Below are 25,906 nucleotides of genomic sequence, written 5' to 3' on the forward strand. Positions count from 1 at the left end.
CGGGTCATCGTCGGGGACCGCCGCGGTGGGGGCCTTGGCGGGGCCGGTTGACCGGCGTTCGGTCGAGGTCGTTGGTGTCGGCGGGTCGTGGTTTGGTGGGGTTGGCTGCTGGGGCGGCGGGGGTGTTGCGGCGGGCGTTGAGTTGTTCGCGGACCTTCCAGGCCAGTCCGGCGGGTGTCGGTATTCCAGAGTCGCTGCCTTGGACCGCGGCCTGCACGAGGTCGGCTGCGGAGTGCCCGGCGGTTTCGGCCTGGTGCAGCACTTCGGTCAGCACCGGCCAGGTCGGGTGGATCTGTAGCGCGATGGCGTTCAGGCCGGGTTGGGCGGTCAGCAGTTCGGTGTAGCGGCGCACGGCGTCGCGGTCGGGCCGGTCGGGATCGGGGGCGGTGTCCGGCCCGGTCTCGGGGGCGGCGGGGCGGGGCGGGGGCTGCGGCGCTTCCTGCGGCGGCGGGGTTGGGTTCGGTTCGGCTTCGGGGTCGGGCTGTTGGGGTGCGGGGGGTGTCGGTGGGATGGTTTCTGGGCGGGCTGGTTCAGTGGGGGTCTGGGTGTCGTTGGGGGTGCTTGGCTCGCTGGTTTGTGGGCCGTCGTGGGGAGGGGGTTGTGGTGGTTGCGGGCGCGGTGGCTGCTCGGTGTGCTCTGGCTGGGGTGGGTCGGGGAAGAGCGTGGATGCCAGGGGCCGGTCGGGCGGTGGCTGCTGTCCCGGTTCTGCCGGCTGGGGTGCCTCGGTCGGTAGGGGCGGGGGCGGGGGTGGTGCCTGTGTGGGCCAAGGGTTGTCGGAGGCGGGCGACGGCGGCTCGGGCGTCGGCGTCTGCTGGTGTGTCATCGGGGTTTGGGGGGAGAGCTGCTGCCCGTTGCGGGCCGGTTCGGAGATCAGGGGGGTGTCGCGGGTCAGGGTGCGCTGGATGCGCCAGGACAGGACTTCGGGGACCGAGTGCGCGTCGCTCAGCGATCGCTCGGCGATGGCGGCGGCGAGGATGCGCTGGGGGTCGTGTCCGCGGTTTTCGGCTTGGCGGAGTACTGCGGCGAGCCGGGGCCAGTGGGGGTCTTTCAGGATGGTCGCGGGGTCGATTCGGCGGCCGCCGGTCTGGTTGCTGGCGAGCGCGTTTCGGACGATGGTGTGCAGGCGCTGGTCTTGGGCTGCGACCGAGTCGTAGGGGAAGTTGGGGGAGTGGTTGACGGTCCGCAGGTTCAGTGCGGTGCGTAGGTGGGCGTTGGCTTCTTGGGCGGCTTGTGCTTGGGGTCGGTGTCCGTGGCCGCGGAGCCAGTGGTAGGCGGCGCGGGTCGCTACGACGGCGGAGGCGATCAGTAGCCATACGGCGGTGGCGTCGCGGCCGTTGGCGAATGCTCGTCCGGCGGCGCCGAGTGCTCGGGTGGCCAGGCGTAGGTCGTCGGCGGCTTGGCGGGCGTGCCGTTCGCCGGCGCTCATTTCCTGGTCGTGCGTGTCGGGTTGGGTGTCGGACTGGGGTTCGTCGGGCTGCTGGGTGGTGGGGATCTGCGCGGCCCGCTGGAAGCTGTGGGCGGCTGCGGCGATCTGGTCGCGCATGGGGGGTGGTGCGTTGTCGGCGGCGATGGTGAGGGCGTCGCTGAGTGCGCGCATGATGGCGTCGGCGTCGGCGTCGCCGGCTTCGGGCAGCGCGCTGGCCGCATCGGAGATGGCTTCGGCGGCGCGTTCCCAGGTTTGTGCTCGGTCGTCGGCGCGCGAGGTTTGTTTGTCGGGTGCGGGCCGGTCTTGCGGCTGCGGGCGGGGCGGTTGGGAACCGGGTGGGTGTGGGTTGAGCGGCTGTGGGTTGGGGGGCTGTTGGCGTGGCCCGAAGGGCGCGGCTTGGGGGGTTTGCCGGTGTTCGGCGTCCTGGTATTCACGCAGGCGCTGGCGGATTTTCGTCAGCGACAGGTCGGGGGAAAGGGTCGATCCGGAGTACCGGATCGGGGCGCCGTCCTTGTCGCGGTCGCCGGGCATCGCGACGGAGAAGCCGGTGATGTCTCCGGTGTCGTTGGTGCGTGGGAAGACACGTAGTCCGTAGGACTCCAGGAGTGCGAAGAACTCGCGTTCGTCGGTGGCGTTGATGGACGCTTTGCGGACGAGCGGTTCCAGGCGTTCGCGCATGGGGATCTCCTCGCCGTGGCGGTGGGATTTGCGTAGTTCTTTGCGGGAGGCGTCGCGGCGGGCGGTGCGGTCGGCGGGCGCGGTGGAGCGCAGCCCGAGTTCGGTTTCGATTCGCAGGAGTTCGGCGCGGGCGCGCAGGGCGTCGTTGTGGTGGTCGACCCGGTTGCCGTCGGCTCGGGCGAGGGTCGCCACGATGTGGACGTGGTCGTCGGCGTGCCGGACTGCGATCCATCGGCAGGCGTCAAGGTCGCCGTCGGGGGCGATGCCGGCGGCGGCGACGATGCGGCGGCTGATGGTGTTCCACTGCTGGTCGGTCAGGATCGGGTCGGTGGGGGCGGCGCGGACGGGGAAGTGCCAGACCGGGTTGTTCACCGGGCGGCCCAGGCTGAGCTCGCGCAGCCACAGCGGTTGGTTCATCAGATCCGCGAGCCGCCGCAGGCCGGTTTCCCCGGCGCGGGCCGGGTCGTTCTCGCGGCCGCTCCATGATGCGATCAGGTGCGGGTCCAGGTGCTCCTCGTGGTCGCCGGGCCCGTACAGGTAGCGCAGCAGTCCGTCGACGCGGGGCCCGCGGATCACCTTCCCGATCATTGGCCGGTCCGGTAGGGCAGCAGCGCGGAGATCGCTTCGTCGAGGCGGTGCACGGTCTGGTCGAGGTCGGCGAGAGTTCCCGATAGTTGGGTGTGCGCGGTGCAGGAGGCGGGTTCGCCGTGTGGGTCGCCGCTGAGGCCGGTGGGGTTGCCGGTGAGGTTGCCGGTGGGTGCTTGGGCCAGGGCCTGGTCGACGCGCAAGGCGAGGTGTTGGAGTTCGCTGCGCAGGCTCATCAGTTGGCGCAGTGTTTCGTGCTCGTTGCGGGCGTGCGGGCTCACCTCGCCTCGGGCGACGGCGGCGGCCGCTGCCGCGACGTAGGCGGAGCGGGCTTGGCCGGCCCGTTGTGCAGCGATGGTCACCCAGGTGAACTCCTGGTCGCTGAAACGGACCGGGCCGACCCGGTGCGGGCGCGGTGTGGTGTCGCGTCCGCGGCGTCTGGAAATCGACTCTTCCACGTAGGAAAATCCATCCCTCTATCGAGCTAAATGGCTGCCCGGTGCCCGCTGGTTTCGGTGGCCTGCCTCAGAAGAGGGAGATAAGTCCGACTTAGCATATCTCTCGCTCTATCAAGATCACCTGTTGTGCACTTGTGAACAGCGGTGGGGTGCGGATGAAAAGGCGGCCGGGGGGCCGTCTGGTCGTTCCGCCACTTCCTCCGCGAACAAGATCAAACTAGGGTGATCGGTCATGAGCGATCAAGAGGAGATCCAGGCGCGGGCCCTGGCGGTGCTGAACGTCGATGGGAAGATCGAGGCGGTGCGCAAGCTGGCGGATGTGCAGCGCCGGCGTGCTGAGCTGGTGGAGGCGCTGGAGGCGGTGGATCGGGAGTACGGGGCTGAGCATGTGGCGGCGGTCCGGGTGGGGTGGTCGGACCAGGAGCTGGGCAAGCTCGGGTTCGAGGAGCCGACCCGGCGTCCGAAGGGCCGGCCTCGCAGCCGAGGCCGGGGGGCGGGGTCTGCCGGGGCGGCTGGCCGGGGTGGTCAGCAGGGTGAGGGGACGCCGGAGGCTGGGGTGCGTCCTGGTGATGGGACGCGGGGGCTCGAGGCGGGCGGTGAGGGGCAGGGTGCCGGGGCTTCGGGGGCCGGGGAGATGGGAGCCGCTGCGGGCGCCGTGGCTGCGGGTCAGGGTGTCGCGGGTGTGTAGGCGACTGGGGTGAGGGGGGCTCGGCGAAGCCGAGCCTTTGGGAGGAGGGTGCCCGGCGAAGCCGGGCTCGACGCGCCGCTTGCGGCGCCGGCGGCCGGAGGCCGCCAAAGAAGGGGCGCGGCCGAAGGCCGCTCCGCGTTGTGGCGGCGGAGCCGCCGGTGGGGTCGGGCTCGATGCCCGGCCCCACCGTGTGCGTCGCGCAGCGGCGCCGGCGGCCGGAGGCCGCCCGGGAGATGAGCGCGGCCGCAGGCCGCTCCGCTGCGGGTGGGGTGCGGGGGTTCAGGGCCGCCGGTAGGGGCGGGCTCGATGCCCGTCCCTACCGTTTGCGGGTGCGGCGGTGACCGCCCCGGGCGGGCGGGGCGGTCACCGGGTTCGGGTTAGGCGCTCGCCTTGGCGGCGGGCTTCTTGGTGGTGCTCCGCTTGGCGGCGGGCTTGGCGGCGGGCTTGGCCGGGGCGGGGGCGGCCGGGGCGGGCGCGCTCTCGGGCTCGGCGGCGGGCTCGCTGGCGGGCTCGCTGGCGGGCTCGCTGGCGGGCTCGCTGGCGGGCTCGCTGGCGGGCTCGGGCTCGGCGGCGGGCGCGGCGTCGCTGGTCTTGACCGGGCGGAACCGCTTGGCGACGCTCTCGGCGGTGGCCTTGATGTCGGCGCCGTAGTTGCCGGGGTTCTGCTTGCTCTCCCACGCGCGGGTGTACACGTTGTACGCGACGACGGTCACGAGGTCGCGGTCAGCGAACTCGGCGACGACCATTTCGGCCATCCGGCCCCACACGTCGACCTCGTAGGCAGTGGTGGCGATCGGCTTCCACTCGCCGTTCACGCGGCGAACGGGGTTGTCCAGGATTCGCAGGGTGGTGACCGGGACCCCGGCGGGGGTGAAGCGGAGTCCGGGGGCCTCGACCAGGATTCCCTCGATGATGATTCGGGTGCTCATTTCGTGGTCCCTTCGTTCGGGCTGTTGGCGGGGGTTGCGCTCCCCGCCCTGGCACTTATAACTATACCGCATTTTCCGGAGTTTGCACCCCTACCGGGGAGGATTTCCCGGATCATTTTTCGGCCTTCTTGCAGGGTCGCGCCCCTCTTCCGGGTCGGCCGTTGGCGCCGTGGTGCCCGCACCACGCGGCGCGCGGCTGGCGCCCCCGCGTCCCACCGCGAGACGGCAGCGGCGCGGCACCCCGCAACCTCCTCCCCCGCTCCCCCTTTTTCGGCCGAACCGACGACCAGCTTTAGCCAGTGGAGCCCGGCGCCTGTCAAAGGTCGAGCTTGCTCGATCGCGTAGCGACGCCGAAGGCGCCTTTGACAGGGGCCGGGCGGAACGTACAATCCGACCTCGGCTCGGCTGGAAAAGGGGGAGCTTGCGGCCGAAGGCCGCATACCTTCTTTCCCGCGCCGGGCGGGACGTCGGCGGGCGTCCCGGTGTGCGCCGAGGTGGACTGCTCCGGCCGATCGGGCCCGCCGGCGACCATCAGGCCCGATCGGTGGCGGCCCGGGCGCCGTCGTTCGCGCGGGCACGCGCCGGGTCTCACCAGGCGTCGGGTCTCACCACGCGTCGGTGGCGCAGGCGTGCAGCCACTGCTCGTAGGCGCGTAGGGCGGCTGCGCCGCGTCCATGCGGAGGGGGCGGCGCGAAGTAGGGGATGGAGGCGTTGGCGTCGGTGAACCGGGTACCGTCGGGCGTCTCGTAAACCGCTCCCGTCACCTGGAGGGTGGCACCGCCGGAGCGAAGGTAGGCGCTCAGCTGCCACCACGGGCCGGAGCCGATCCGGGATGTACGCCGCCACCCGGCGGAGTGCAGCCGCTCGATCCAGGGGAGCGTCGCCGGAGGCGGCACAACGAGCAGGGTCTGCGTCCCCGGTGAGGTGCCGGGGACCACGCGGGTGCTCCCCAGTTCGTTGAGGTTCGCGATGGCGATGCCGGGGCGCAGGGTCCAGCGCAGCTCGCCCAGCTCGGGGATGATGGCTTGCTGGGCCGCCAGCAGCCCGATGGCATCCGGGGAGGGCGGAACGGTGGTCATTGATCTCCTTCCTGGCTGCTTTCCGGTCGGTGGGCGCGGTCAGCAGATCGGCACGATGAACACGGCGGGGCTGGCCGTCCGGGGAGTGTGCGGCTCGTCGGAACCGTGGCGTGATCCCTCCCATGTGCTGGCCGGGGTGTAGAGGGCCAGTTCGATGTCGGCCACCGGACTGTAGTTGTCGCCTTCGCTGTCGCTCTGCACGATCACCAGAAGGGTGTCGGGCAGGTCGGCGAGGGCTGCGCGGAGTTCGGCGACGGTCATTTCTCAGGTGTCCCTTCGCTGGCTCGGTCGGCGGCGCGGCATCCTGGACAGCGGCCGGTGCGGGCCTCGGAGGTGAGCCGTGCGCGGACCTCCAGGCGGGCGCCTGCCGGGTCGTTGGCGGTCACCTGGTAGATGGCCAGCGGGCTCAGGTGGACCTCCCACATTCCGGCGGCGGGCAGGATGCGCCACAGCGGCTCGCGCAGCAGCATCTGCCGGGCGTGCAGCGCGTTCCACTCGTAGGAGTGGGTGGGCGACCGCGAGCCGGCGCTGACGCCTTCGCTTTCGATTTCACGCCGCGCGGTGCAGTACGCGCAGGGCTGCGGGGTCCACCGTTCCTGGTACTGCCCGTCCTGGACGCTGAGGACGAATCGCAGGCGGCGCCCGTAGGCGTCGGTGTGCTCGGTCCGCGTCCGAGCCAGGACGAGCTCCCCGGCCGCGGCGGCGTCCAGGACGCGCTGGCGTGCGGCCCGGTAGGGCAGGGATTCGACACGTTCGACCTCGGCGACGTGCTCGGCGACGTGCTCGGTGCCGTGTTCGGTGCTGTGTTCGCGGGTGCGGTCGGCGGTGGAGTAGGTGATGGCGTCGTAGCGCATGCGGTGGGTGCTCGCCGTCACCGGCCCGCGCTCCTGCCTCGGCCCCCGCAGTCGTGGCGGGATTGGACGGTTTGGATGCGGCGGACGCTGAGCAGCACCTTGAACATTTTCTCCAGACCTCGGGTCGTGGTCTGGCTGCACTCGTGCGCGGCGGCGCGCAGGGCGGGCAGTTCAGATATCAGGTCGCTGATGTCGTCTGCCGCTTCTCTGGTGATCAGCTGGCGGAGCCGTTCCAGGGTCGCGCCGTAGCGGTGCACGGCGGGCCCGGCCGAGGCGGCAGGTTGGTCGAGGCGAACGGCCCGCGGGACGTTGTCCGTGGTGTCGGCGGCTGCGGCCAGTTCGGTGATGTCGATGGTGTTGGCGGCGAGGATGCCGGCGGGGACGTCGTACCGATCGGACTGGACGTGGACCAGGGGCCAGTGCGTCAGGAGGGAGAATCCCGTGCTGGCGCACGACAGCCAGACTAGGCCGTTGAGGCGTACCAGGTCGCCCACGCTCATCGAGCGTCGGGCCAGGCGGTAGTAGGCGCCGCTCAACGGGTCATCTCCGTTGCCGACCCGGTACGCGTGCTCGGCCAGGGCGTGGACGTCGGCCGGTTCATCGGCGGGCAGGGTGAAGGTGAACACCTTCCTGACCGGATGCTGCGGCTGGTAGCCGAGCAGGCCGGCGCATCGTGCGATGGAGTTCTCTGCGATGTTGTGGAAGATCTCGATCGTCGTGGTGTTCATGTACTCCTCCGTCCCGCCCGTGGGCAGGGCTCGGTGCGGGGATTTTCGTGGTCGTGGACGGCCGTGGCCGTCAGGGGTTGCGGTGCGGGGCTCGAGGCGGGGTTGGTAGCAGGGTGAGGGTGCCCAGAGCGCCGGTCAGTTCCAGGAGCGCGGTGGCCTCCTCGGCGCGCAGGCCGTGGTCGATGAGCTGGTGGATGGCCTGGGCGCGGGAGAGCCCGGCGCTCTGTGTCGCCGGGGAGCGGGTGAGCCGGTACCGCTTGTCCGGGGTCGGGGTGATGGTGAGCACGACGAGTTCCTCCGGGCGTGCAGGCGGTCGGGAGAGCAGCCGGCGGGGGGATGCCGACGGCCGGCGCGCCTCGGCGCGCCGGCCGGTCCGTGCGGAAGGGTCAGATGTCGTCGGCGGCGTTGCGCCGGAGGGCTCGCCGCCAGGTCCTCGCCTCGCGGCGCTTGGCCTTGCGGAGCGCGTGACGCGTGGGGTTGTACGGGGTGTGCCCGGGGCAGCAGTACCAGGGCGCTGCGGTGACCTTCGCGCGGGTGCCGAGCATGTGCGGCATGGAGGCTGGCGTCCTCTTTTCTTGGAGGCGGTGGACGCGGGGGCCGGCCGGGGTGTGCCCGGCCGGCCGGTGCTCGGGTCAGGCCGCGAGCAGGTCCTTGTGCCGGGGAGCCGGGGCGGTGTTCACGATGGCCTTGATCTCCGCCTCGATGCAGACGTTGTCGACCCAGCCGAGTCCCGGGATCTGGGTCATGACGTCGTAGGTGGAGGTGAGTCCGCAGACGGGGCAGGTGGTGATGTCGGTCGGCTGGGGGAGGTAGTCCAGGCTCAGCTGCATCGCGCGTTCCTTCCGGTGGGCGGGGCCGCTTGTGCCCCGCGTGGTGTTTCCGACGCGAAGGCCACAAGCGGATCCGGCCACGGGCGGCGACTTCCAGCCAGGGCCGCGAAGATGTTTTCGGCGGGGCGGTTGGGCACGCCCTGCTGGCTGAACCGAAAAGATCTTCGCGGCCCGGTCGCCGCTGCCGCGCCGCGTGCTGTGCGGGATGGCCGACCACAGGTCGCCGCCCGCGGCCGGATCTGCTTTGCTCGTAGCGACGGAAGCGCCGCGGGGGACATGTGGCCGTGTCCGCTGGAGACGCGCGGTGCGGTGAGGCTGGACTGGCTCCCTTCAGACGGCCGGGATCACCCCTGTCCCGGCTGCGGGGTCACCGGCGGCTTCGGTGCCATGGCCCGGAGCACGCGAGGAGGCTGGGCGACACTGCAGCGAGGTGGTCCAGGCCGAGGGGGACGGTGTCCCGGTTACGCGGCGCAAGGCCGGTTGCCGGGTGGCTCAGCCGCCGGGTGGCGGGCAGGGTCCGGCCGGGTCGCGCGTCACCGTGTGGTGTCGCCGGGATGACCGGTGAAGTCCCACAGGGTGCGGCGCCGCCAGCGGTGCCAGGTTCGGCCACTGGCCTTGGTCTCGGTTTCGTCGGCCAGCTCGTACAGTTCAGTGGGCAGGCTGGTGTTGGCCGCGTAGCCCAGTACCCGGGCGGCCTCGGTGCTGCCGACCAGTTCGTCGGGATCGCCGGTGAGGTCCAGGACGCGCGCGCCGGTCGCGTTGCGAGTGCCGGTGGGCGGTCCGCCGCCGCGGCGGGTACCGCGGTCGTCGGCGAACGCCCATGCGGTCGATCGCCGCCATTTGCGGCGCGGCCGTTTGCCGGGTTTCTCCTCGACTTCGTCGGCGATCGCCAGCAGGGCGTCGGGGAGTTTGTGGCTGCGGTAGCCCAGGACGCGGCGGACCTCGGCGGCGGTGAGCAGGTCCTGGGGATCGCCGCTACGGTCGACGGCGGTCAGGCGCTCCTGCTTGGCCCTCTGCTGGGCGGTGAGGAAGGCGTCGATGTCCTGCGACCACCACCAGCGCCGCGTCGGCTCACCGGTCGTCTCCGCCGGGATCGGGGCGGGGAACCCGTTGCCGGGACGGTCGCCGTTCCAGCGGTCCACCGTCGGCAGGGCGGCGCCGGCTCGCTCGGCGACGCCGGTGCGATCCAGCGCCAGTCGGCCGTTGATGTTGCGGGTGGCCATCGCGGTTGCCCTTCGCCTGCTGGTGGGAGCCGGTACTGGTCGGGGGGATGTCTAGGATGGGCGCCACGGTTCTGGCTGCGGGCCGCCCTTCGCGCCCCGGGCCGGTCAGAGCCCAGACGGCCGGCGGACGTTGCGAACCCCTTGCCTGGGGAGTCCGCCGGCCGTCGTGCTGTCGGGCGGGGTGACGGTCCTGGAACGGCTCAGGGGTGTTCGTCGTCGAGCAGATCCCGCAGGACCTGGTGGGCGCTGGCCTGCAGCAGCATCGGGTCGGTCTCGGGCATGTGCACGGCCAGGTACCACAGCGCGCCGATGACCCGCCCGGCGGCTTCGGTGAAGGCGGCCGCGTCGACCTGCTCGGGGGAAACGTCCAGGTCGTCTGGTCCGTGGCCGAGCTGACCGGTGACCGAGTCGACCGCGTGCCGCTGGACGGCGCGGGCCAGCAGCATCTCTGGGTGGTCGACGACGCCGGCGTAGCTCAGCAGTCCGGTCAGAAGCCGGGAGAGGCGGTCGGGTCCGTCGCCGGGGTCGAACGCGGCGAGGGCGCGCTCGACCTTGGTCAGCAGTTCGGGAGAGTCGCTGGGATCGGGTTGGCGGGCGGATGCGGGCACGGCGGTGGTTCCTTCGCGGTTGTTGGGGCTTGCAGGCTGCGAACTGCACTTATAACTATACCCCTTTTATTGATCGGGTGGGCCCTGTGGGCGGAGAGATTCGGGGAACCCTCCGCGCCTGTCAGCAGGCGCAGTGCGGCTCGCTGAGGATCACCTCTAGCGGCCCGTCGAGGGGGATCTGCTCGGCGTGAAGCTCGGCGTTCTCTATCCAGTCTCGTACCTCGTCAATCGCCTCGGCTGCCGATTGTGCCCGGACCACGAATGCCCTGCGGTCCCCCAGCTCGTAGTTGTCGGTGCGGTGAAGCAGCCAGATGCTCATTAGAGATTCCTTCCTGGTGCTGCGGATCCGCTCGGGTGAACCGGACGTTGCGGGAGGTGGCCGAAGCGGTTCCGGTGCACCCGGTGGGAGGGCGGCGGCCGGCGGGCGTTGTCCTGGCTGGGGGTCAGTCGCCGCGCGGTGGTTCGGCGGGGATCCGCCGGAGGCTGAGGGCGAAGCGGGCGGTGTAGCCGAACTGTTCGTCGGTCACCTGGAAGACGATGCCCTGGTCGGGCCCCTGGTCGGGCGGTTCCGCCTCCGGGGCCTGATCCGGCGTGTACGCCTGGACGTGGGTGCTGGGCAGTAGGGAGCGGTGGAGTTCGGCTACGAACCGGGCGTCGCCCAGGTGGCGGACGAGCGCATTCTGGACGGCATCGGTCCAGCGGAGGGGGTCGGCGGACATGGGTGCATCTCCTCTCGCAACGGGCACCGAGCGGACGAGGACCGAGGCCGCGGGAAGACCCGCGGCCTCGGCGAGGTGAAGGGCGGCGTGGGATGGACCGACCGGCTACGCCGCGGTGATGCGGGGCCTGGGCGCATGGCCTGGTCGGCCGTGCGCGGTGGAGTAGTGGTCGGCGGGGATGCGTACCGCGGTGGCCCGGCCCCGCCGGTAGCTGGTGGTGAAGCAGTGGCCGGCGGGCGTGCGCCGGACGATGGTCACCGTGCCGGGCCGGGCGTCCTCGGCGCTGACGTCGACGACGTAGTCCCAGCTGTCCCCGGTCCAGACGGTCTGGGTCGGGCGGACCTCGCCCATCGAGGCGGGGATGGCGGTCGGAGGCTGGTGGTAGATCGGCATGCGGGCGTCCCTTCCGCGGCTGGGATGGCTTCCTGATCGCCTGGGCCCCGCGGTGGGGACGGAGTCGGTTCCGTCCCCACCGCAGGGTGCCGTCAGGCGGCCTGCGGGACGCTGTTGAGGTCGGGCAGCAGCGCGGGGACCAGCTCGTCGTTGCCGGGGGCGACGCCCCACAGCTCCGGGCGGGTCAGCGACCGGAACCCGATGATCGTGTACTTCATCATCGAGGAGGGCCGGGTGTTCTGCCGGTTGGTCTCGCGGGTGTAGGCGTAGGAGTCGATGTCGGCGACGACGACCTGCAGCCGCTCGTTCACCATCAGCTCGCAGTCGGCGATGCTGTTGGCGAGGTTGCCCTCGGTGGCGATGTAGACCCGCCGGGTGTGCTGGTTGATGAGCTTGACCCCGAGGGTGGCCTGCGGGACGTCCACCTCGAAGGTGAAGCCGGCGCGCTGCCAGGGGTTGCCCTTCACCGGGGTGATCTTGGGCGCGCCGGCGATCTGGCCGCGGACGGTGAAGGGGAACGAGAGCTCGAACATGTGCTGCTCCTTGTCGGAGTGCGCCTGGCGGGATGGCCGCCTTTCTGGCGGCCGGGGGATCCCGTTCCGGCTGGAGCAGACACAGCCGTGCGGAGGCCGGGGCGGCAACCGCGCGCCCTGCTCGGGGCCAAGATGTTTTCGCCGCTCTTGCGAAAAGATCTTGGCCCCGAGCAGGATGGCGGCCGGGGTCACGCAGGAGGCAAGCGCGTGGTTGCCGTTCCGGGTGCAGCGCGGCACAGTCGGCCCGGCCGGAACGGGAACTTCGGCCGCCCGGAGGCGGTCGACCGTCAGGCGTGCTCGGGTCAAGGAGCAGGCCCTGTTCTCGGCTACCGGACCCTCTTCCGCTCGCGGCCGGATCGGCGGCGCGTTCGACCGGCACGGTCCGGTGAGGTGCCAGACGGTCACAGCGCACCGGACTCGTCGTGCGGCCCTGCACGCCCTTGCTGCGGATGAGAGGCCGGCGGGCGAGTGGTAGCGTGCGCCCTTCTGAGCAGACACAAAACGCAGGCGTGAGTCGGTCGATGCCAACAACGTGGCGTTTCCGAAAAGGTCACCGCTGGACATGGTTGCCCGGGGTGCTATCTCGCCCGGGGGGCAGCACTCGACTACCGTGTGGGTATTGACCCAGAGCGCCGATTACAATCCTGGTTTCAGCAGCCATATCTCACGTTGTCGGAGGGCGCGGTGGCCACTGATCAAGCCGCTCTCGCCGCCGGGGAGAGGGTGTCCGCGTGACTGATGACCATTTGGCCGAGGAACTGGCACGCCGGGCTGCTTTGGACCAGGAGGTGCTGCAACGGCGTTCCGCCGAGAAGGAGTCGACGCGCAAGAGCGGTGCAGGCGGGACCGGTGAGTGGGAGTTGGTCCGCCAGGACAACACCGAATGGTTGAAAGCGGTCATCGCCGAGCATGGTTGGCCGGGCCGGACGCTGGTGGGTGATCACGCGGCGGAGGCGGCCTGGCTGCTGGCGCAGCACTCCGACCAGCAGCCGGAGTTCCAGCGTCATTGCGTGCGTCTGCTGCGGCAGGCCGTCCAGGAGGATCAGGCGCCGGCCTGGTGTCTGGCGTATCTGGACGATCGGGTTCGTGTCGCCGAAGGCAGAACTCAGTTGTACGGAACCCAGTATCGCGATGGGGTGCCCTATCCGGTCGAAGACCCCGATGGGCTCGATGAACGTCGAGTAGCTGTTGGTCTGGAGCCGCACGCCGACTACGACCGTCTGATGCGGAAGTCCGGCTGATCAACGCCGGCGCGGCTTTGAGGAAGAACTGTCGAAGGTAGCCACCGACGTACGGTGACCGGCCCCTCGGCTGGGCCGGCATGCATGGCAGGAACGCCAGGCAGGCGCTCGCGGGTATGCCTACTGAAGGAACCCGGTGGCTTTGTGCGGTGACGGTCCGAGGCCGCCCCTTGCGACCTGCACGGCCATACGCATCGCATGGTGGCTGGTGTTGCTCACTCACAAGGCGCACGGCCGCGTGAGTGAGCAACAGCCTGGAGGCTACGGGAGAGGGGCGGGGAGACCGGTACCGGTCTCCAGGGGGCTCAGGAGGGGGCGGCGCTTGTCATACAGATGCGCGGCGATCGCGTCAGTGATGGCAAGCCCGCATTTGATCTCCACGAACCCGTACATGCCGGAGGGGTTGCACTCCAGGAAGACCCATCCGTCAGGGCCATCGATGAAGTCGAACGCGCCGTACTCCAGGCCGTAGGAGCGCATGTACTTCAGCACCGATCGGGCGATGCCGGCGGGGACCTCGACCTGGTCGTAGGTCAGCTGGTCCTGAACCGGTCGCCAATCCAACTCGCCGTCCAGGTCGTCGCTGCCGTTCATGCGGACGGCGAACAGGTCCTCTCCCACGACGGTCAGCCGGATGCTGGGGCCGGGAATGACCTGCTGGAAGCTGGTGGCGGCACCGAGCTCGTCGGGGATGGCGGCCGGGTCGGCCCGGCGCGCGATCACCATGTTGTCGGGGTCAACGCCCTGGGCGTGGAAGGCTTTGGAGAGGACGTCGCGGCCGGAAGCCCAGGCACGGGCCTTGCGGCCTCCGGTGGTGATGACGGTGTCGGGGATGGCCATGCCGCATGCGGCGGCGGTGAGAAGCTGCCCGGGCTTGTCGTTGGCGATCTCGAATCGGCTCGGGTGATTGAGCCATCGCACCGGCAGCGTCTTCAGGACGCCGTACAGCGCCAGACGGTCCTCGCGGGCGGCCCAGGCCCGTGCTGCGGGGTCGGTGATGGCCGGATGTCCGGCCGGAGGCGTGGGCCAGCGCCACAGCACCCCCACGACGTTCTCCAGCTGGGCCGTGTGGTGGTCGTCTCCGATCCTCCCCTGCCAGGCCATCCGGTCCTGGTCGAGGGTCACCTCCATGTGGAAAGGACCGGATCCGGGGTCCAGGCGCACGACGGGCACCCTGCGGCGGTGCAGGGCCGAGACGATCAGGTCGCTGGTGTGGTCGTCGCGGTCGGTGAGGATGAGGACGGTGTCGCTGGTGGGCGCGTGAGCCATCGTTCTCCTTCGGCTGGGGGTGAACCGGGCGCAGACCAAAGAGGCGGCCCGCAGCGGAGGGCTGCGGGCCGCCTCGAATCTCACTCAGTGGCGGACGCGGGAGTTACCGGTCAGCCGTTGTCGTCGGTCTTGTTGTCCTTGTGGGTGGTGCCCCACGTCACGGTGAACTGGATCATCAGGTCCCGCTGGTCGGCCAGCGGGACGCCCTGGTGCAGGTTGACCTGGCGGTCGGGGTCGAAGACCAGCGGCGGGATGGCGGTGACCGCCGGACGCAGACCGACCTGGTTGCGCAGGCCGTAGGGGCGGAACTCCGACTCGGCGACCGGAGCGGTGAGCACGGGCATCTTCTTCTCCTGACGCCGGGCAGGGTCGGCCACCTCGGCTGGTGGCCTTTGGGTTCACGGTCTGTCCCCGTCCCGACGGGCCGACCCCAGCCGTGCGACGCACGGCGCGGTCAACCGGTCCGGCCCTGGATTCCAAGATGTTTTCGACGAAGGAGAAAAGATCTTGGAATCCAGGATCAGCCGGCCGGTTGACCGCGATGGGTGGCGTGCGGCACCGTCAGAGCCCGCGGGACAGGGACAGACCGTGACGCTCAAGGGCGCCGACCTGGCCGTCCCCTGGAGAGGGCAATCCAGCGCTGCCCCTTCCGAGCCCCGACACGGAGCGTGCTATGGCACACCGTCGTCGCGCCCGGCAGGCTCGGGAAGCGGGCGCGGTCCGGGGCCGCCGCTGCAGGAGGTCGTCGTAGGCGTGTCTGCCGCCTGCCTCTAGTGAAGCCGCGCCGGCGGCGGGTCCACAAGGCGAGTCCCCTCTGGGGTGCCTTGCGGACCCGCCGCCGGTGTGGCAGGTCTGTCGCAGGCGGCGGCGCGCCGGCCTGCGGTCTTTGGTTGTGGTTCAGCGGGTGGTGTGCCAGTTGGCCGGGGCGTGGACGGGCTGGCTGGTGGGGCCGATAGGTTCCAGGGGGGTGGTCCAGTCGCTGATGGCGTGGCGGCCGGTGTCGGTCCAGGCGGTGACGAGTTCGGCGAGTTGGTCGAGGAGGGACGGGTCGCCGGTGTGGTGGGCGGTGCCGTCGTGATGGATCCAGGCGGTTGCGGTGGTGTCGGGGTCGTGGAGGGCGCAGAGCCCGTGTGCGGGGTCGATGCCGTCGGTCCAGGCGCGGGTGGCGCGGGGGTCGTGGGCGGCCAAGTGGAACCAGAGAGCCTGGTAGTCGGTGTCGTCCAGTTCGGGTCCGACGTCGTGGGTGAGGGCGAGCGCGTCGGCGGGGACGGCTCGGGTGGGAGTGCGGGTGCGGTGGGCCGGCCAGTAGTAGAGGGGACCGGCGGCGGTCATGAAGTCGGCGTGAGAGACGGCGCGCGCGGTCGGGGCGGGGCCCGGCTGGGTGATGGCCAGGAGGGGATGTTGCCCGCCGTGCGCGGTGGGGACCAGGGCGAGCCCGCTGGGGGCGAGCTGGTCGAGCCAGTGGGGTGAGGCGCCGGTGACGCCGCAGGTGACGATGATGCGGTCGTAGGGGCCGGCGTCGGGGTGACCGAGGTAGCCATCGGCGTGCAGGGCGGTGACGCGGTCGATCCCGGCGCGGTCCAGGGCGGCGGCGGCCTCGGCCGCGACCGCCTGGGAGACGTCGATGGTGACGACGGGTGCGTCGGTGATGGTGGCGATCAGCGCGGCGTTGTAGCCGGTCCCGGCGCCGACCTCCAGCACCCGCATCCCGGGCTCCAGGTCGAGCGCTTCGAGCATCTTGGCGACCAGGGACGGCTGGGACGCCGAGCTGTAACCGCCGGCCTCGTCGTCGGGAACGTGGGTCATCAGCGACCGGTCGGAGTAGATCCGGTCCAGGACCTCGCCATCTGGTTCCTCGCCGACCTGGACCCGTTCGCGGCCCTGATAGATGGTGTTGAGGAACAGGTGCCGCGGGACGGCGGCGAAGGCGCTGGCGACGTGCTCGCTGCGGATGGCACCCTTGCCGGTCAGGTCGGCGGCGTAGGCGGTGAGCCGGTCGGCGATGGTGTCGGTGGCGGTCATGGTTCGGTCCCCGTTCCTGGCGGTCTGGTCGAAGGAGCGTTCAGCGGTCGTGGCGGCTGGCGCCGCCGGTGGTGGTGGTGGAGTGCGCGGTGATGGTGATGGTCGGGGTGTAGGTGGCGATGAGGTGCGCGGGTTCGCCGACGGGACGGCCGTCGACCTCGATCCAGGCGTGCGAGTGCAGGGGCGGGTAGCGCACTCCGCTGCGCCAGGTCGGCCAGGTCCCGGCGGTGCGGCAGAACATCGCGACGGCGATCGAGCGCAGCAGGCAGCCGGTGTCGCCTCCGCAGCGCGGGTGCAGGATGGTGATGACGGTGAAGGCGCGTTCGGCTTGCGCGCGACCGGCGGGACGGGCGACGGCATAGGGGGTCAGCGCGCGCCTGAGCGGGCCGGGCCGCGCGTTGGTCGCGGTCAGGATGACCCGGGCCGCGGCCAGCGCGGTCAGCCCCCGCAGGCGTTCACCGAGGGTGAGGGCGGCCGGTGGGGGCAGCGCGACGATGGAGCTCACCGGCCGTCCTCCAGCAGCAGGCCGCTGTTGTTCAGCTCGACGACCAGGGCGAGGACGTCGGCGCGGGCTCGTCCGGAGTCGATCTGGAAGCGGCCGGCCAGGGTGTCGGCCAGGTGAGCGGCGGTGGCGCCGGTGGTGAGCTGGTCGATCAGTGTGGCGGCGGAGGGGTTCAGGGCGTAGTAGCCGCCGTCGCGCTGGTCGAGCAGCAGGTGCTGCTCGCCGGTGCGGACGTGCTGGACTTCAGGGTGCAGGCGGACGATCATCACGCGGCCCCGCTCGTGCTCTGAGTGGTGGTGTGGTGGTGTGCTTTCAGCCAGGTCTCGCAGGCCAGGGTCTCGTTGAGGAACGAGGGCGGGATCCGGCCGTGTTCGGCGTCGCCGATCGCGCGGCGGATCCGGGTGTCGTCGATGAGTCCGAGCCCGGCCAGCGCCGATCCGTCGAACATCTCCAGCAGCGCCTCGCGGTGGGTGGCCAGGCCGTGCAGGATGTCGTGGTTGTAGTGGCCCTTGGTGCGCCGGTCGGGCAGCACCGGCCCCAGGGCGGGGCCGAGCGCGGCGTGCAGGAGCGGTTTCGGCTGCCAGGGGTCGGTGCGCTGGGCGGGGTGGACGGCAAGGCAGGCGTGAAGGACGGCGCGGTCGAAGAACGGGAACCGCGCCGTGACGCCGAGGGCCTCCAGCGCGTCGCGGTAGAGACCCGCGCGGCGGGCCATCGCGCGGACGCGGACCAGTTCGTAGTGCCGCGACGCCGTCGCGGCCAGCGGGACGGCCTGCGCCGCGGCGCCGCGGAGCTGCTCGCGCAGCATCGCCTCGGCGTCGCCCGTCGCCCAGGGCGGCAGCAGCACCGGCGCCTCCCATCCGGCCATTTCCCCCACCCGGTCCCGGTCCCGGCGGCCGGGCCGGTAGGTCAGGTCGCCGGCGGCCAGACCGGCGAGCCAGGACCGGTAGGAGGGGTTGGTGGTCATCGCGGCCAGCAGGTGCCGGGCCGCGACCCCCGACAGGGCGGCGTGCCCGCGGACGCGCCGCAGCGCGTCCCGCGGCGCCTGACGCAGGTGGTCGCGCAGATAGCCGACCGGCGCGGTCAGCACCTCGTCTCCGCCCTGCCCGTTGAGATGGACCCGGGCGCCGCTCGCGGTCACCACCTGCGCAAGATGGCATATCCGGGCCGCCGACGCGGCGAACGGCGCGGGCTCGTCCAGCAGCGGCAGTCCCGGGTCGGCCGGCGCGAAGAACGCCGGATGCTCACCCGGTTCCAGGACGCGATGCCGGATGCGGCACCCGGCTCCGGGCAGGTTCGCCGCGACACGGCGGGCCCAGAACACATCGTCGTTGGCGGCCGTCACCGACGCGGCGGTGACCAGCAGCATCGGCCGCCCCGGCTGCTGGGCGGCCAGGCCCGCCAGCGCGGCCGAGTCCAGTCCGCCCGACAACTGGCAGCTCACCATCCCCGCGCCGATCCCGGTGGGGCCGGTGGTGGTGTGGGTGGTCGCGTCGGTGACGGCGCCGGTGAGCGCGTCGGCCAGCCGCCCGGCGGCCTCGCCGAAGTCGATGTGCCCATCGGAGCCGGGCGGCGTCCAGTAACCCGCGACCGTGACGGGCGTGCGGGTTGCGGGCGTGCGGTCGAGGGTGATGCGGTGCCCGGGAGGGACCGTGTGGATTGCGGTGTAGGGGGCGGCGGTGGCCGCAGCCGCCGACACCAGTTCCGGGCAGGCCAGCCGGGCCGCCAGCCACCGGGTGTCGATGGCGGCGCCGGTCAGCTCGGCCAGCAGGGCGGCGCGGTCGCTGATCAGCACCTGGTCGTGGTGGCGGGTGTGGAACAGGCGGCGCAGCCCGGCCGGGTCGGTGTAGCCGTGAACGGCGTCCGGGCTGCTGACCAGGAGCAGGAAGTCGCCGGGCAGCCGGGTCAGGGCGTCGATGGTGCCGCAGGCGACGGCCCGCTCGACGCGGCCGCGCAGGGCACTGTCAGGCAGCGGGCAGTGGCCGAACAACGCGACCCGGACGCTCCCGGCGGCGACCACCCGCCAGTCCTGCGTTCCGGGATCACCGGCCAGCCAGAGCCGCCCGCATGCGTGCCGGGCGGTGCGGACCGCCCGCCGCCCCAGCAGCTGCTCCGCCTGCCCGAGGCCGACCTCATCAGGGGCCGTCTGGCCAGGGCCGATGCCGGGCAGCATGCAGACCCAGGAGGGACCGCGGCTGCGGGGGCGGCGGGGGATCACCATTAACGCTCCTTTCCAAGCCGGGGATCAGTGCGCCGAGCCGGAGCTCAGAGCGCGCAGGTCAAGACGTGCGGATCAGGACGTGCAGGTCAGGGCGTGTAGTACTGGCCGGCGTCGGAGTCGTCGCTGTTGCCGACGCTGACGCTGCCGTGGGTGTCGGCGCCGAACTCCCCGACGCGGGTGACCGACGGCGGCTGGTAGGCCGGGCCGCCGGCCCCGACGGTGGTGCCGGTCGCGGCGGTCTCGGGGGCGTCGACGGCCGGAACGCCGCGGGGGACGCGGTGGGAACCGCTGGGCTGGTTGATGCCGTGCTTCATGTCGTTTCTCCTGGTGGCGCCTGTTCCGGTCAATGGTTGCCGCTGGGCAACCCGGTCGCGTCATCCTCCTTCCTGCCTTGACCTTCAGCGGGCCGGGGCGGGCTGTCAACGAACGCCTCGCGGCCCCGCGTGAGGTTCTGGCGGTGGCGGTGGCCGCGGCGGCTAGGGACTCCAAGCGCGTGTTTGGTTCGTCGGCCTGGCCGCCGCGGGGTCAGGGGAGTTCCAGCTGCTCGCCGTCTGGTCCTCCGGCTGGTTCCGCACCTGGTTCCGCGCTGGGGCGGTCGGAGCCGGTCACCCGCCGCCAGCGGTCGTATTGGGTCCAGAGGTTCAGCTGGCCGGTGATCGTCTCGTCCAGCAGCGCGACCGCCCGCCGGGACGCCGCCGCCTGCCCGGCTAGGCCCGCGCGGCGAACCTGATCACGGGTCTGCGCCGCCGCCCGGTCCGCTTGAGCGGCGTGGCCGGCCAGAGTCGCGCGGACCTTGGTGAAGGTGTCGGCGATCGCTTCCAGCACGTCGGTGTCAGTGATGCCGTCCGGCAAGATGAGCACCAGGTCGGCGGCGGGAACCGGCGGTCGCGCGGACAGGTTCGGCGACCTGTTGGGGATCGGGGTGGAGCGTGCCCGGCCATCGCTCATCGGGCCAGGTCCCACCATGCGATCACAGCCTTTCCGCCCGCCGGGCTGGGATAGGACGCCCAGCGGCTGGCCAGCGAGGCGATCAACCCCAGGCCGCGGCCGCTCTCCGCAAGATCCTCCAGCGCCAGATCAGCCCGAGCCGGATCGCCGGGGGCCGGAGAGTCCGGCTCGTGCGGGCGCGCGGGGACCGGCGGGACGGGGCTGGGGTCCCAGACCTCGCAGAGCAGCCGCCGGACGGTCAGCCGCAGCTGAAGCGTGATGACCGGCGGGGTGTGATCGTGCAGGGCGGCGTAGTCGCCGGGAATGGTGTCCGAACCGACCTCGACGATCGCGTTGGTGACCAGCTCGCTGGTCACCAGAGCGACGTCGTCGGTGAGCGGTCCCAGACCCCATTTGCGCAGCTGCGCCGCCGCGAACCGGCGGGCCGTCGCGGCCGCGGACGGCAACGCCGCCAGCTTCAGCGCCTCGCAGTCCCGATCGGGGTCGCGCGGGTCCCGGGTGAACAACGGCGGCCGCTTCGGCGAAGGGCGCACCGACCGCTGCATCGGCGCGGACGGCTGCGCGGACGGCTGGGAGGGCTGGAACGCAGAGGGCGGCATCTGGGCCTGACATGGGACGGGGAGCACGGTCATCGCGATGGGCTCCTGGCTGTGTGGACGGCTGCCCCCGCGTGCGGGGTGGCCGCCCAGGCCGAGCGTCTGTTGAAGGTCCAGGCCGGGCGGCCGCTGTCGTGGTGGCCGGGGCCGAGCCCCAACCAGGTAGCCTGTCCGGGATTCGCCGATCTTCGGGATTCCCGAACTTGCTTCCCGCCCGTGAGTATGTGGCGTGTGGCACAAAGGCGGCAAGGGGAACGGCGGCGTGCGAGGTCGCGCCGCCGGGCGCGAACGCGACGAAAGGGCCGGAGCAAGGCTCCGGCCCTCAGGCATTTCGGCTGGTCAGCGTCGTTGTGAACGGGATATGTGCGGCCTGACGGCCGTCGCAGGTTGGGCCCGTTGCGGGCCTGCATGATGACCTACTCCGGCCCGACCGGATCACCGGACCGGCCCGTCGGTCAGCTCGGCGGGCAGTGCAGCCCCCGGCCCCGGCTCGCGGCGGTTCGCCGGGTTCAGGGCAGGTCGTGGGAGCCGTTCCTCACCTGCTGCAGGAACCGGTGCCAGGTCGCCGGGGACAGTGCCAGGACCGGGCCAAGGCCGTGCTGCTTGGAGTCTCGGACACCGATGCCCCGGCCCGGCCGGATGCCGGCCGCGACCTCGACGCACTCGGCGCTGTCCTTGCTGCGGCTGGACTTGCGCCAGCCGGCGTACTCGTCCGGGGAAGGGACTGCGGTGGCCATGGGCGTGCTCTCTCTATCTGGACGGCAGCGCGTCGGCTGCCCGGATCAGGAACTCGCGGCTGCTCTCGACTGGCAGTGCCACCTGGTTCAGTGCCTCGAAGGTCGCGGCATAGCGGCCGACCTGCTCGCCATCGGTCGAGACCATGTCGGTGAACGCGGCGTCGATCCCGACGACCATCGGGTCGCCGGAGTCTGGATAGGTATAGAGGGAGAACGAGGAGAACGGCAGAAAGCCGCCGACCTCGGCCTCGATCGGCAGCACCCGGACCCTGGTGGGCCCGTCGGCATCGATGACGCCGACCAGGTGCAGCAGCTGCCCGCGCAGCACCTCCGGCGGCGCCGACCGCCGCCGGATCGCGTACTCATCGATCAGTGCCTCGTAACGCGGGCCGCCCTCGCGGTTCAGCATCCGCTGCCGACCCGCCCGGCCCTTCAGGACGCCCTCCAGGGTCAGCCCGGACGTCAGCGGCCAGGGCGAGGACTCGATCCCCGCCTGGGTGAATTCCGGCGTCTGCAGCAGGCCCGGGATCACCGTCTGCTGATACTCACGGATCGTGGCCGCGCCCGCCTCCAGGTTCGCAAACAGCGCCTGCCGCTCGCCCATCGAGCGGGAGTTGGACTCCCACCAGCCTCGCTCGGCCGCCTCCCGGGCGATCGTCATCAGCTCGTTCCAGCGTTTGCCCTCGACGCCCAGGACCTCCAGAATCTGCATGATGTCGTCCAGATCCGGGGCGATCTGCCCGAGCTCGTAACGGGAGATCTGCTGGCGGGACGGATCGACCTGAGCCGCCAGCTTGTCCAGCGTGACCCCGGCCGCCGCCCGCAGTGCTTTGAGCTCCGAACCGAGACGCTTGCGGCGAACGTAAGGACTGAGCATTCCCGCACTCCTGGAATCGAGTCATCCCGGGCAGGTGGCTTTCTCGGGAAGTCACAGTATCCGGGAAACCACTTGGCCGGTGCGGAATCCAGAGGATCAGCAGCAGGGCGGTGAGCCGAATCGCCCGTCATGCCATCGCCAGCAGTCCGAACTCCAGGCGCAAGTTGTTGGCCGGGGCAGGGAGCGGCCGACGGCACGTCAGCCCCACCAGTCGGCGTCCTGACGTTCGACTTCCCGCGCCCGCCGTAGTAGCCATACCTCCGCGGATAGCGGTACTCGCTCCGCGGCGGCGGGCGCCACCCGCACCGCCGCCTGCTCCCACCGGAGCGAATCGGCCTCCGCATCTTCCCGATCCGAATTCGGCGCGGTCATGGCCCGCACGTACGCGGCGCGGAACGCGTTGACGGCCGGCCAGCGCGAGGCGACCTGGACGTCGTCGGGGTGCGGCAACGTCGCCTCGAGCGGCTCGGTTTCGCTCAGCATCTCCTCGCCCCGGTCGGCGGCCAGTGCGAGCGTGGCCGGGGTCTCGCAGGCGGTGAATCTGCGGGCGACCAGCACACCGGCGGTCTCGGCCATATCGGCGTCCAGCGCCAGCGCGACGTCCGCGGGGTGGGGGGCCGCGGACACCAGGACGTTGAACCGGGCAGATGCGGTGCTGGACCGCGAGGTCGTCCGTTGTCGCGTCAACGCTCCCCTGGCTGCATGATCGTGACGCAGGGCGCTCCGTCCTGGTCCGCGCCGAGCACGATCCATAGCCTGACCTCGGTCGGTTCGACTCCGTCCTCGCCGGGGACGGCGTCTCGCGCGACCCGGCACACCGTGAACGGGATCGGGGTGTCATCGGTCGGGCGGGCGCGCCGCGCGGCCTGCATACCCATCCAGACGACGTCGACCAGCCGGCCGTCCTGGTCCTGGATCGCGCCGGTCCGCGCGGCGTCCTCGGCCGTCCAGGCGACGCAGCCTTCCCACGCCGCGCGGGTCAGCGCGGTCGGCACCGCGATCCCGGCGTGCCGGCGGATGTCCTCGGGCACTTCGAACAGGGTGCCGTCGGCGATCGCGTCCGCGCGGGTGTAGAGGTCGATCGGATCGCCGAACACGTCGGTGATGTCGACCCGATCAGTGCCCAGGTCGGGGTCGAGATCGGTGTCCGGGTCGGTGCCGAGGTCGGTGGGTCCGTTCGGGGCGGCCCGCATCGCGTCCGGGCTGACGGTGCGGTCGCGTCCGGTGCGCCCGGTGATCAGCGCGTCGATCTCGGCGATGGTCTCGGCACTGGTCTTGGCGGGACGGTTCTTCTCCATCCGCGTGGTCTCCTTTCAGTAGGGGGCGGCACCCGCACCGGGCTGGTTCCGGGCGGGCTCGGCAGCGGTCGTGACTCCGGGCGCGCCGGGAGCTCGACGAGCCGGTGCGGATGGGTGTGGCGGTGTCGGCGCGGTTGGCAGGCGCCCGCCCAGCGGCTGACCGAGCAGGCTGGGCGGACGCCGGCGCGAGGTGTCACGGGGCGGGTTCGCCGCCGCTGTCGGGGCTGGTTTCCGGGCCCGTGGTCCGGCCCAGGTCCTTCGCCGCTTCGGCCAGGGCGGACGCGAGGGCCGGTAGGACGTCCTGAATCTGGGGGACGGCGGCGCGGATGGCACGGATGTCCTGGGCGATCGAGACCAGCGCGTAGCGGGCGGCGTCATCGAGCAGGACGGCCTGCTTGCGGCCGGTCCCGTTGACGATCGCCTGCAGGCGCAGGTCGGCGGCTCGTTCCTCGGCGCCGGCCTGATGCGCTGCCCGGATCGGCTCGCTGAGCCGGCGGAGCGCAGCGAGGCTGTTCCGCGCCATCCGCAGGGGGTCCGGCTCCTCGCCCGGCAGGCCCTGGTCCTGGTGTCCGCCGGTCACCGCTCGCCCTCCGTACGGTCGGGTCGCTGGGCGGTGGGGGCGGTCTTGTTGCGGGCGGCGCGGCGGGCCTGGCTCACCCATGCGTTCCGCTGCGGGAAGGCGTTCAGCAGCAGTACCGCCGGGCGGGTCTCTTCCGGCATCTCCAGCCGCAGGTGCTCGACCGCGAGTTCGAGCAGCGTGCGGTAGAGCTGGTCTGCCTGGCCGGCGACGGCACGGAGCTGCGCCGGGTTCAGCTCCGCGTGGGTCGTGTGTCCCTCGGCGGTGATGTAGGCGGCGGCGATCGCCGCGACCAGCCGGTCGGCGGCGGCGGCGTTCCCTTGCGGCTCGGTTGTGGTCGGCTCGGCAGGGGGCGCGTCCGGGGAGGTGAGCGCGCGTCTCACCTGGTCCTCAAGGTCGCGCATGAGGTCCATCGCGTACCCGTGGAGTGCCGCCTTGGACGCGGCGGGATGCGTGCGGTTGGTCTCGGCGACGATGATCTGCCGGGTCCGGATGCGCAGCGAGGCGGCCGCGCCTTGGATGACCCCTCTGGCCAGCTTGGAGGTGGTGTCGCGGGCCTGGGCGGAGGCGCGGAGCCGCTCGGCGATCAGTACGCGGAGCAGACGCGCGTAGCGGTCTGGCTGCGGGCCGTCCGAACCGCTCCGGTCGGTGCGGGGCGGCCGGCCGGGTTCCGGCGGTGGCGGCTGGTGCATCTGGATGGATCTCCTGTTCTGGGGAGCGAGAGGGGCAATGGCAATGCCTTGCGGCGGCTCTTGCGGCGGCACGGCTTGACCGGGCGGGCCGGCGGGCAGGTCGGTGGGGCGGGTTGGCGGGGCGGGGCGCCTGCCGCGGTTCCGATACCGGCCGGCCGGGCGGGTGTGGTGGAGAATCTGCTGGTAGGAGGCCCGGTCACCAGAGGGTCTGGGGTTCGGCGGCCGGCGAGGGCGGGTGAGCCGGAGGGAGGCCGGCGGTGCGGGCGTGGGCGCCGGGCTGGGCCCTGCTGGCGCGGACGCGCTGGGGCGCGGCGGGGACGGGTGCCCGCTGGGTGAAGTCGCAGCGGACGATCTCGACCGTGGGAGTGACGCCGCGCCACTGGTGGGCGTAGCAGGAGGTTTCGAGCCCGATGCTGGCCTCCAGCGTGATACCGGTCTCGGCCTCGAACCGGTCATACTCGCGGCGGCGGATCTCCTGGTAGTACGGGCGGCCGCTCCACGCGAACGGCGCGCTGGTCTGCGGGATGATGAAGGCGCCCTGGTCGCCGAGGTCAGCGGCCAGGTCGATGACGTGGTACTCCATCAGCGGGCCGCGGTAGCGGGGCCCGGCGCCATCCCGGCGGACACGCCCGTAAGGCGGATTGGCGATCACGGTGTCGAATCGGCCGAGGCCCAGCCCGGGGACGTCGAAGACGTCCGCGCAGATCCAGGTCGCCTCCGGTAGGAGCTTGCGGCCCACCTCGACGTAGGCGGGATCGCGTTCCACGCACACCAGCTCGCGCGGCGGCTTGCGGGTCCAGCGGCGGATCACCGTCTCCTGGCAGCCGATCGCCAGGTGGCCGATTCCCGCGCACAGATCCAGCACCCGATCCCCGTAGACGTGCAACCGCATCGTCTGCGCCAGGCCGATCGGGGTGAAGAACGCGCCGTCGAGCACGTTGCGGGAGGTGGAGGACTCTTGCCAGTGATCGAGGACGAATTCCCGGTCGTCTTCGGTAATGGGGGAGTGGTCGAGGATCTGGCAGGCCCGCTGATGCGCGGCGCTCTGCGCCTTGGTGAGTTTCAAAGCCGGCTCCGCTTGGTCATGAGAGGGGCGAACGGCGGCGGCACGGACGCGCCCGCCGACGATGGGTCCGTCGGCGGGCGCGTGAAGGATCGTGCTGCTGCCCGGGACGGCTCCGGTGGACGCCGTCGCAAT

General features: G+C 71.7%; 34 protein-coding genes. 2 read left to right on the top strand and 32 right to left on the bottom strand.

Going from position 1 to position 25,906, the window contains the following annotated elements; genetic code table 11:
* Nucleotides 1–4 precede the first annotated feature (4 nt).
* Together J4709_RS46055 and J4709_RS46060 are read right to left on the bottom strand one after the other, a co-directional pair.
* Nucleotides 5–2,680, bottom strand: a complete 2,676-nt coding sequence (locus J4709_RS46055) for a hypothetical protein (protein WP_208251820.1) — start codon at nucleotides 2,678–2,680, stop codon at nucleotides 5–7.
* An 8-nt stretch (nucleotides 2,681–2,688) separates the two neighbouring features.
* Nucleotides 2,689–3,147 (bottom strand): hypothetical protein, encoded by a 459-nt coding sequence (locus J4709_RS46060; protein WP_208251821.1) that lies wholly within the window; start codon nucleotides 3,145–3,147, stop codon nucleotides 2,689–2,691.
* Between the two features lie 232 nt (nucleotides 3,148–3,379).
* Here J4709_RS46060 and J4709_RS46065 point away from each other — a divergent pair, with 232 nt between their 5' ends.
* Nucleotides 3,380–3,835: a hypothetical protein gene (locus tag J4709_RS46065; protein ID WP_208251822.1), complete on the top strand. Its 456-nt coding sequence runs from the start codon at nucleotides 3,380–3,382 to the stop codon at nucleotides 3,833–3,835.
* A gap of 377 nt (nucleotides 3,836–4,212) precedes the next feature.
* Here the strand turns inward: J4709_RS46065 and J4709_RS46070 are convergent, their stop codons facing one another.
* The 14 genes from J4709_RS46070 to J4709_RS46135 form a co-directional block, all read right to left on the bottom strand.
* Nucleotides 4,213–4,764, bottom strand: coding sequence for a single-stranded DNA-binding protein (locus J4709_RS46070; RefSeq protein ID WP_208251823.1), 552 nt, complete (start codon nucleotides 4,762–4,764; stop codon nucleotides 4,213–4,215).
* A 605-nt stretch (nucleotides 4,765–5,369) separates the two neighbouring features.
* The gene (locus J4709_RS46075) at nucleotides 5,370–5,843 is read right to left on the bottom strand and encodes a hypothetical protein (RefSeq protein ID WP_208251824.1); all 474 of its coding nucleotides are present in this window, start codon (nucleotides 5,841–5,843) and stop codon (nucleotides 5,370–5,372) included.
* A gap of 39 nt (nucleotides 5,844–5,882) precedes the next feature.
* On the bottom strand, nucleotides 5,883–6,104 hold the full coding sequence (locus J4709_RS46080; RefSeq protein ID WP_208251825.1) for a hypothetical protein: 222 nt from the start codon (nucleotides 6,102–6,104) through the stop codon (nucleotides 5,883–5,885).
* On the bottom strand, nucleotides 6,101–6,718 hold the full coding sequence (locus J4709_RS46085) for a hypothetical protein (RefSeq protein ID WP_208251826.1): 618 nt from the start codon (nucleotides 6,716–6,718) through the stop codon (nucleotides 6,101–6,103). Before J4709_RS46085 ends, J4709_RS46080 begins: the two co-directional genes overlap by 4 nt.
* Nucleotides 6,715–7,425: a hypothetical protein gene (locus J4709_RS46090; RefSeq protein ID WP_208251827.1), complete on the bottom strand. Its 711-nt coding sequence runs from the start codon at nucleotides 7,423–7,425 to the stop codon at nucleotides 6,715–6,717. Before J4709_RS46090 ends, J4709_RS46085 begins: the two co-directional genes overlap by 4 nt.
* A 70-nt stretch (nucleotides 7,426–7,495) precedes the next feature.
* The gene (locus J4709_RS46095) at nucleotides 7,496–7,711 is read right to left on the bottom strand and encodes a hypothetical protein (RefSeq protein ID WP_208251828.1); all 216 of its coding nucleotides are present in this window, start codon (nucleotides 7,709–7,711) and stop codon (nucleotides 7,496–7,498) included.
* 100 nt (nucleotides 7,712–7,811) lie between these two features.
* Entirely contained in the window at nucleotides 7,812–7,979 is a 168-nt protein-coding gene (locus J4709_RS46100) for a hypothetical protein (RefSeq protein WP_208251829.1), read from the bottom strand.
* Between the two features lie 78 nt (nucleotides 7,980–8,057).
* A complete protein-coding gene (locus J4709_RS46105; RefSeq protein ID WP_208251830.1) occupies nucleotides 8,058–8,255 on the bottom strand; it encodes a hypothetical protein in 198 nt (65 codons plus the stop codon).
* A gap of 533 nt (nucleotides 8,256–8,788) precedes the next feature.
* Entirely contained in the window at nucleotides 8,789–9,478 is a 690-nt protein-coding gene (locus J4709_RS46110) for a hypothetical protein (RefSeq protein WP_208251831.1), read from the bottom strand.
* A 200-nt stretch (nucleotides 9,479–9,678) separates the two neighbouring features.
* Entirely contained in the window at nucleotides 9,679–10,086 is a 408-nt protein-coding gene (locus J4709_RS46115; protein WP_208251832.1) for a hypothetical protein, read from the bottom strand.
* A 121-nt stretch (nucleotides 10,087–10,207) separates the two neighbouring features.
* Nucleotides 10,208–10,405, bottom strand: a complete 198-nt coding sequence (locus tag J4709_RS46120) for a hypothetical protein (protein ID WP_208251833.1) — start codon at nucleotides 10,403–10,405, stop codon at nucleotides 10,208–10,210.
* 124 nt (nucleotides 10,406–10,529) lie between these two features.
* The gene (locus J4709_RS46125; protein WP_208251834.1) at nucleotides 10,530–10,805 is read right to left on the bottom strand and encodes a hypothetical protein; all 276 of its coding nucleotides are present in this window, start codon (nucleotides 10,803–10,805) and stop codon (nucleotides 10,530–10,532) included.
* Between the two features lie 105 nt (nucleotides 10,806–10,910).
* Entirely contained in the window at nucleotides 10,911–11,198 is a 288-nt protein-coding gene (locus tag J4709_RS46130) for a hypothetical protein (RefSeq protein ID WP_208251835.1), read from the bottom strand.
* 92 nt (nucleotides 11,199–11,290) lie between these two features.
* Entirely contained in the window at nucleotides 11,291–11,731 is a 441-nt protein-coding gene (locus tag J4709_RS46135; protein ID WP_208251836.1) for a hypothetical protein, read from the bottom strand.
* Nucleotides 11,732–12,462: 731 nt separating this feature from the next.
* Here J4709_RS46135 and J4709_RS46140 point away from each other — a divergent pair.
* Nucleotides 12,463–12,972, top strand: a complete 510-nt coding sequence (locus J4709_RS46140; protein WP_208251837.1) for a DUF6624 domain-containing protein — start codon at nucleotides 12,463–12,465, stop codon at nucleotides 12,970–12,972.
* 261 nt (nucleotides 12,973–13,233) lie between these two features.
* On the opposite strand, the gene J4709_RS46145 is transcribed toward J4709_RS46140, so the two are convergent.
* The 16 genes from J4709_RS46145 to J4709_RS46220 all read right to left on the bottom strand — a co-directional run bounded on the left by J4709_RS46145 (nucleotide 13,234) and on the right by J4709_RS46220 (nucleotide 25,774).
* Complete coding sequence (locus J4709_RS46145; RefSeq protein ID WP_208251838.1) at nucleotides 13,234–14,241, bottom strand: MvdC/MvdD family ATP grasp protein; 1,008 nt, start codon at nucleotides 14,239–14,241, stop codon at nucleotides 13,234–13,236.
* A 110-nt stretch (nucleotides 14,242–14,351) separates the two neighbouring features.
* The gene (locus tag J4709_RS46150; protein WP_208251839.1) at nucleotides 14,352–14,585 is read right to left on the bottom strand and encodes a hypothetical protein; all 234 of its coding nucleotides are present in this window, start codon (nucleotides 14,583–14,585) and stop codon (nucleotides 14,352–14,354) included.
* A gap of 553 nt (nucleotides 14,586–15,138) precedes the next feature.
* Nucleotides 15,139–16,263, bottom strand: coding sequence for a protein-L-isoaspartate O-methyltransferase family protein (locus tag J4709_RS46155; RefSeq protein WP_208251840.1), 1,125 nt, complete (start codon nucleotides 16,261–16,263; stop codon nucleotides 15,139–15,141).
* A 40-nt stretch (nucleotides 16,264–16,303) separates the two neighbouring features.
* Nucleotides 16,304–16,768 carry a lasso peptide biosynthesis B2 protein gene (locus tag J4709_RS46160; RefSeq protein WP_208251841.1) on the bottom strand — a complete coding sequence of 155 codons (465 nt, stop codon included), beginning with the start codon at nucleotides 16,766–16,768 and terminating at the stop codon, nucleotides 16,304–16,306.
* Nucleotides 16,765–17,031, bottom strand: coding sequence for a PqqD family peptide modification chaperone (locus J4709_RS46165; protein WP_232385093.1), 267 nt, complete (start codon nucleotides 17,029–17,031; stop codon nucleotides 16,765–16,767). The genes J4709_RS46160 and J4709_RS46165 overlap by 4 nt, the downstream gene beginning before the upstream one ends.
* The gene (locus J4709_RS46170) at nucleotides 17,031–18,983 is read right to left on the bottom strand and encodes an asparagine synthase-related protein (RefSeq protein ID WP_208251843.1); all 1,953 of its coding nucleotides are present in this window, start codon (nucleotides 18,981–18,983) and stop codon (nucleotides 17,031–17,033) included. The genes J4709_RS46165 and J4709_RS46170 overlap by 1 nt, the downstream gene beginning before the upstream one ends.
* An 86-nt stretch (nucleotides 18,984–19,069) precedes the next feature.
* Nucleotides 19,070–19,297: a hypothetical protein gene (locus J4709_RS46175; protein ID WP_208251844.1), complete on the bottom strand. Its 228-nt coding sequence runs from the start codon at nucleotides 19,295–19,297 to the stop codon at nucleotides 19,070–19,072.
* A 211-nt stretch (nucleotides 19,298–19,508) separates the two neighbouring features.
* A complete protein-coding gene (locus J4709_RS46180) occupies nucleotides 19,509–19,931 on the bottom strand; it encodes a hypothetical protein (RefSeq protein WP_208251845.1) in 423 nt (140 codons plus the stop codon).
* Nucleotides 19,928–20,563, bottom strand: a complete 636-nt coding sequence (locus J4709_RS46185; RefSeq protein ID WP_208251846.1) for an ATP-binding protein — start codon at nucleotides 20,561–20,563, stop codon at nucleotides 19,928–19,930. Before J4709_RS46185 ends, J4709_RS46180 begins: the two co-directional genes overlap by 4 nt.
* A 473-nt stretch (nucleotides 20,564–21,036) precedes the next feature.
* Entirely contained in the window at nucleotides 21,037–21,264 is a 228-nt protein-coding gene (locus J4709_RS46190) for a DUF397 domain-containing protein (protein WP_208251847.1), read from the bottom strand.
* Between the two features lie 13 nt (nucleotides 21,265–21,277).
* Nucleotides 21,278–22,141 (bottom strand): helix-turn-helix domain-containing protein, encoded by an 864-nt coding sequence (locus J4709_RS46195; protein WP_208251848.1) that lies wholly within the window; start codon nucleotides 22,139–22,141, stop codon nucleotides 21,278–21,280.
* 198 nt (nucleotides 22,142–22,339) lie between these two features.
* Complete coding sequence (locus J4709_RS46200; RefSeq protein ID WP_208251849.1) at nucleotides 22,340–22,768, bottom strand: hypothetical protein; 429 nt, start codon at nucleotides 22,766–22,768, stop codon at nucleotides 22,340–22,342.
* Nucleotides 22,769–22,824: 56 nt separating this feature from the next.
* Nucleotides 22,825–23,439, bottom strand: coding sequence for a DUF6573 family protein (locus tag J4709_RS46205; protein WP_208251850.1), 615 nt, complete (start codon nucleotides 23,437–23,439; stop codon nucleotides 22,825–22,827).
* A 193-nt stretch (nucleotides 23,440–23,632) separates the two neighbouring features.
* A complete protein-coding gene (locus tag J4709_RS46210; RefSeq protein ID WP_208251851.1) occupies nucleotides 23,633–24,019 on the bottom strand; it encodes a hypothetical protein in 387 nt (128 codons plus the stop codon).
* Complete coding sequence (locus J4709_RS46215) at nucleotides 24,016–24,708, bottom strand: hypothetical protein (protein WP_208251852.1); 693 nt, start codon at nucleotides 24,706–24,708, stop codon at nucleotides 24,016–24,018. The genes J4709_RS46210 and J4709_RS46215 overlap by 4 nt, the downstream gene beginning before the upstream one ends.
* Before the next feature lie 196 nt (nucleotides 24,709–24,904).
* On the bottom strand, nucleotides 24,905–25,774 hold the full coding sequence (locus J4709_RS46220; RefSeq protein ID WP_208251853.1) for a class I SAM-dependent methyltransferase: 870 nt from the start codon (nucleotides 25,772–25,774) through the stop codon (nucleotides 24,905–24,907).
* Nucleotides 25,775–25,906: the final 132 nt, after the last annotated feature.

The organism is Actinomadura violacea (assembly GCF_017573465.1).
GTDB classification, from domain to species: domain Bacteria; phylum Actinomycetota; class Actinomycetes; order Streptosporangiales; family Streptosporangiaceae; genus Spirillospora; species Spirillospora violacea.

Bases quoted from the DNA above. Each gene is read 5' to 3' on its own strand.
- J4709_RS46065 (WP_208251822.1), top strand. From the start codon at position 3,380: ATGAGCGATCAAGAGGAGATCCAGGCGCGGGCCCTGGCGGTGCTGAAC.
- J4709_RS46070 (WP_208251823.1), bottom strand. From the start codon at position 4,764: ATGAGCACCCGAATCATCATCGAGGGAATCCTGGTCGAGGCCCCCGGA.
- J4709_RS46075 (WP_208251824.1), bottom strand. From the start codon at position 5,843: ATGACCACCGTTCCGCCCTCCCCGGATGCCATCGGGCTGCTGGCGGCC.
- J4709_RS46080 (WP_208251825.1), bottom strand. From the start codon at position 6,104: ATGACCGTCGCCGAACTCCGCGCAGCCCTCGCCGACCTGCCCGACACC.
- J4709_RS46090 (WP_208251827.1), bottom strand. From the start codon at position 7,425: ATGAACACCACGACGATCGAGATCTTCCACAACATCGCAGAGAACTCC.
- J4709_RS46100 (WP_208251829.1), bottom strand. From the start codon at position 7,979: ATGCCGCACATGCTCGGCACCCGCGCGAAGGTCACCGCAGCGCCCTGG.
- J4709_RS46105 (WP_208251830.1), bottom strand. From the start codon at position 8,255: ATGCAGCTGAGCCTGGACTACCTCCCCCAGCCGACCGACATCACCACC.
- J4709_RS46110 (WP_208251831.1), bottom strand. From the start codon at position 9,478: ATGGCCACCCGCAACATCAACGGCCGACTGGCGCTGGATCGCACCGGC.
- J4709_RS46120 (WP_208251833.1), bottom strand. From the start codon at position 10,405: ATGAGCATCTGGCTGCTTCACCGCACCGACAACTACGAGCTGGGGGAC.
- J4709_RS46125 (WP_208251834.1), bottom strand. From the start codon at position 10,805: ATGTCCGCCGACCCCCTCCGCTGGACCGATGCCGTCCAGAATGCGCTC.
- J4709_RS46130 (WP_208251835.1), bottom strand. From the start codon at position 11,198: ATGCCGATCTACCACCAGCCTCCGACCGCCATCCCCGCCTCGATGGGC.
- J4709_RS46135 (WP_208251836.1), bottom strand. From the start codon at position 11,731: ATGTTCGAGCTCTCGTTCCCCTTCACCGTCCGCGGCCAGATCGCCGGC.
- J4709_RS46145 (WP_208251838.1), bottom strand. From the start codon at position 14,241: ATGGCTCACGCGCCCACCAGCGACACCGTCCTCATCCTCACCGACCGC.
- J4709_RS46150 (WP_208251839.1), bottom strand. From the start codon at position 14,585: ATGCCCGTGCTCACCGCTCCGGTCGCCGAGTCGGAGTTCCGCCCCTAC.
- J4709_RS46155 (WP_208251840.1), bottom strand. From the start codon at position 16,263: ATGACCGCCACCGACACCATCGCCGACCGGCTCACCGCCTACGCCGCC.
- J4709_RS46165 (WP_232385093.1), bottom strand. From the start codon at position 17,031: ATGATCGTCCGCCTGCACCCTGAAGTCCAGCACGTCCGCACCGGCGAG.
- J4709_RS46170 (WP_208251843.1), bottom strand. From the start codon at position 18,983: ATGGTGATCCCCCGCCGCCCCCGCAGCCGCGGTCCCTCCTGGGTCTGC.
- J4709_RS46175 (WP_208251844.1), bottom strand. From the start codon at position 19,297: ATGAAGCACGGCATCAACCAGCCCAGCGGTTCCCACCGCGTCCCCCGC.
- J4709_RS46180 (WP_208251845.1), bottom strand. From the start codon at position 19,931: ATGAGCGATGGCCGGGCACGCTCCACCCCGATCCCCAACAGGTCGCCG.
- J4709_RS46185 (WP_208251846.1), bottom strand. From the start codon at position 20,563: ATGACCGTGCTCCCCGTCCCATGTCAGGCCCAGATGCCGCCCTCTGCG.
- J4709_RS46190 (WP_208251847.1), bottom strand. From the start codon at position 21,264: ATGGCCACCGCAGTCCCTTCCCCGGACGAGTACGCCGGCTGGCGCAAG.
- J4709_RS46195 (WP_208251848.1), bottom strand. From the start codon at position 22,141: ATGCTCAGTCCTTACGTTCGCCGCAAGCGTCTCGGTTCGGAGCTCAAA.
- J4709_RS46205 (WP_208251850.1), bottom strand. From the start codon at position 23,439: ATGGAGAAGAACCGTCCCGCCAAGACCAGTGCCGAGACCATCGCCGAG.
- J4709_RS46215 (WP_208251852.1), bottom strand. From the start codon at position 24,708: ATGCACCAGCCGCCACCGCCGGAACCCGGCCGGCCGCCCCGCACCGAC.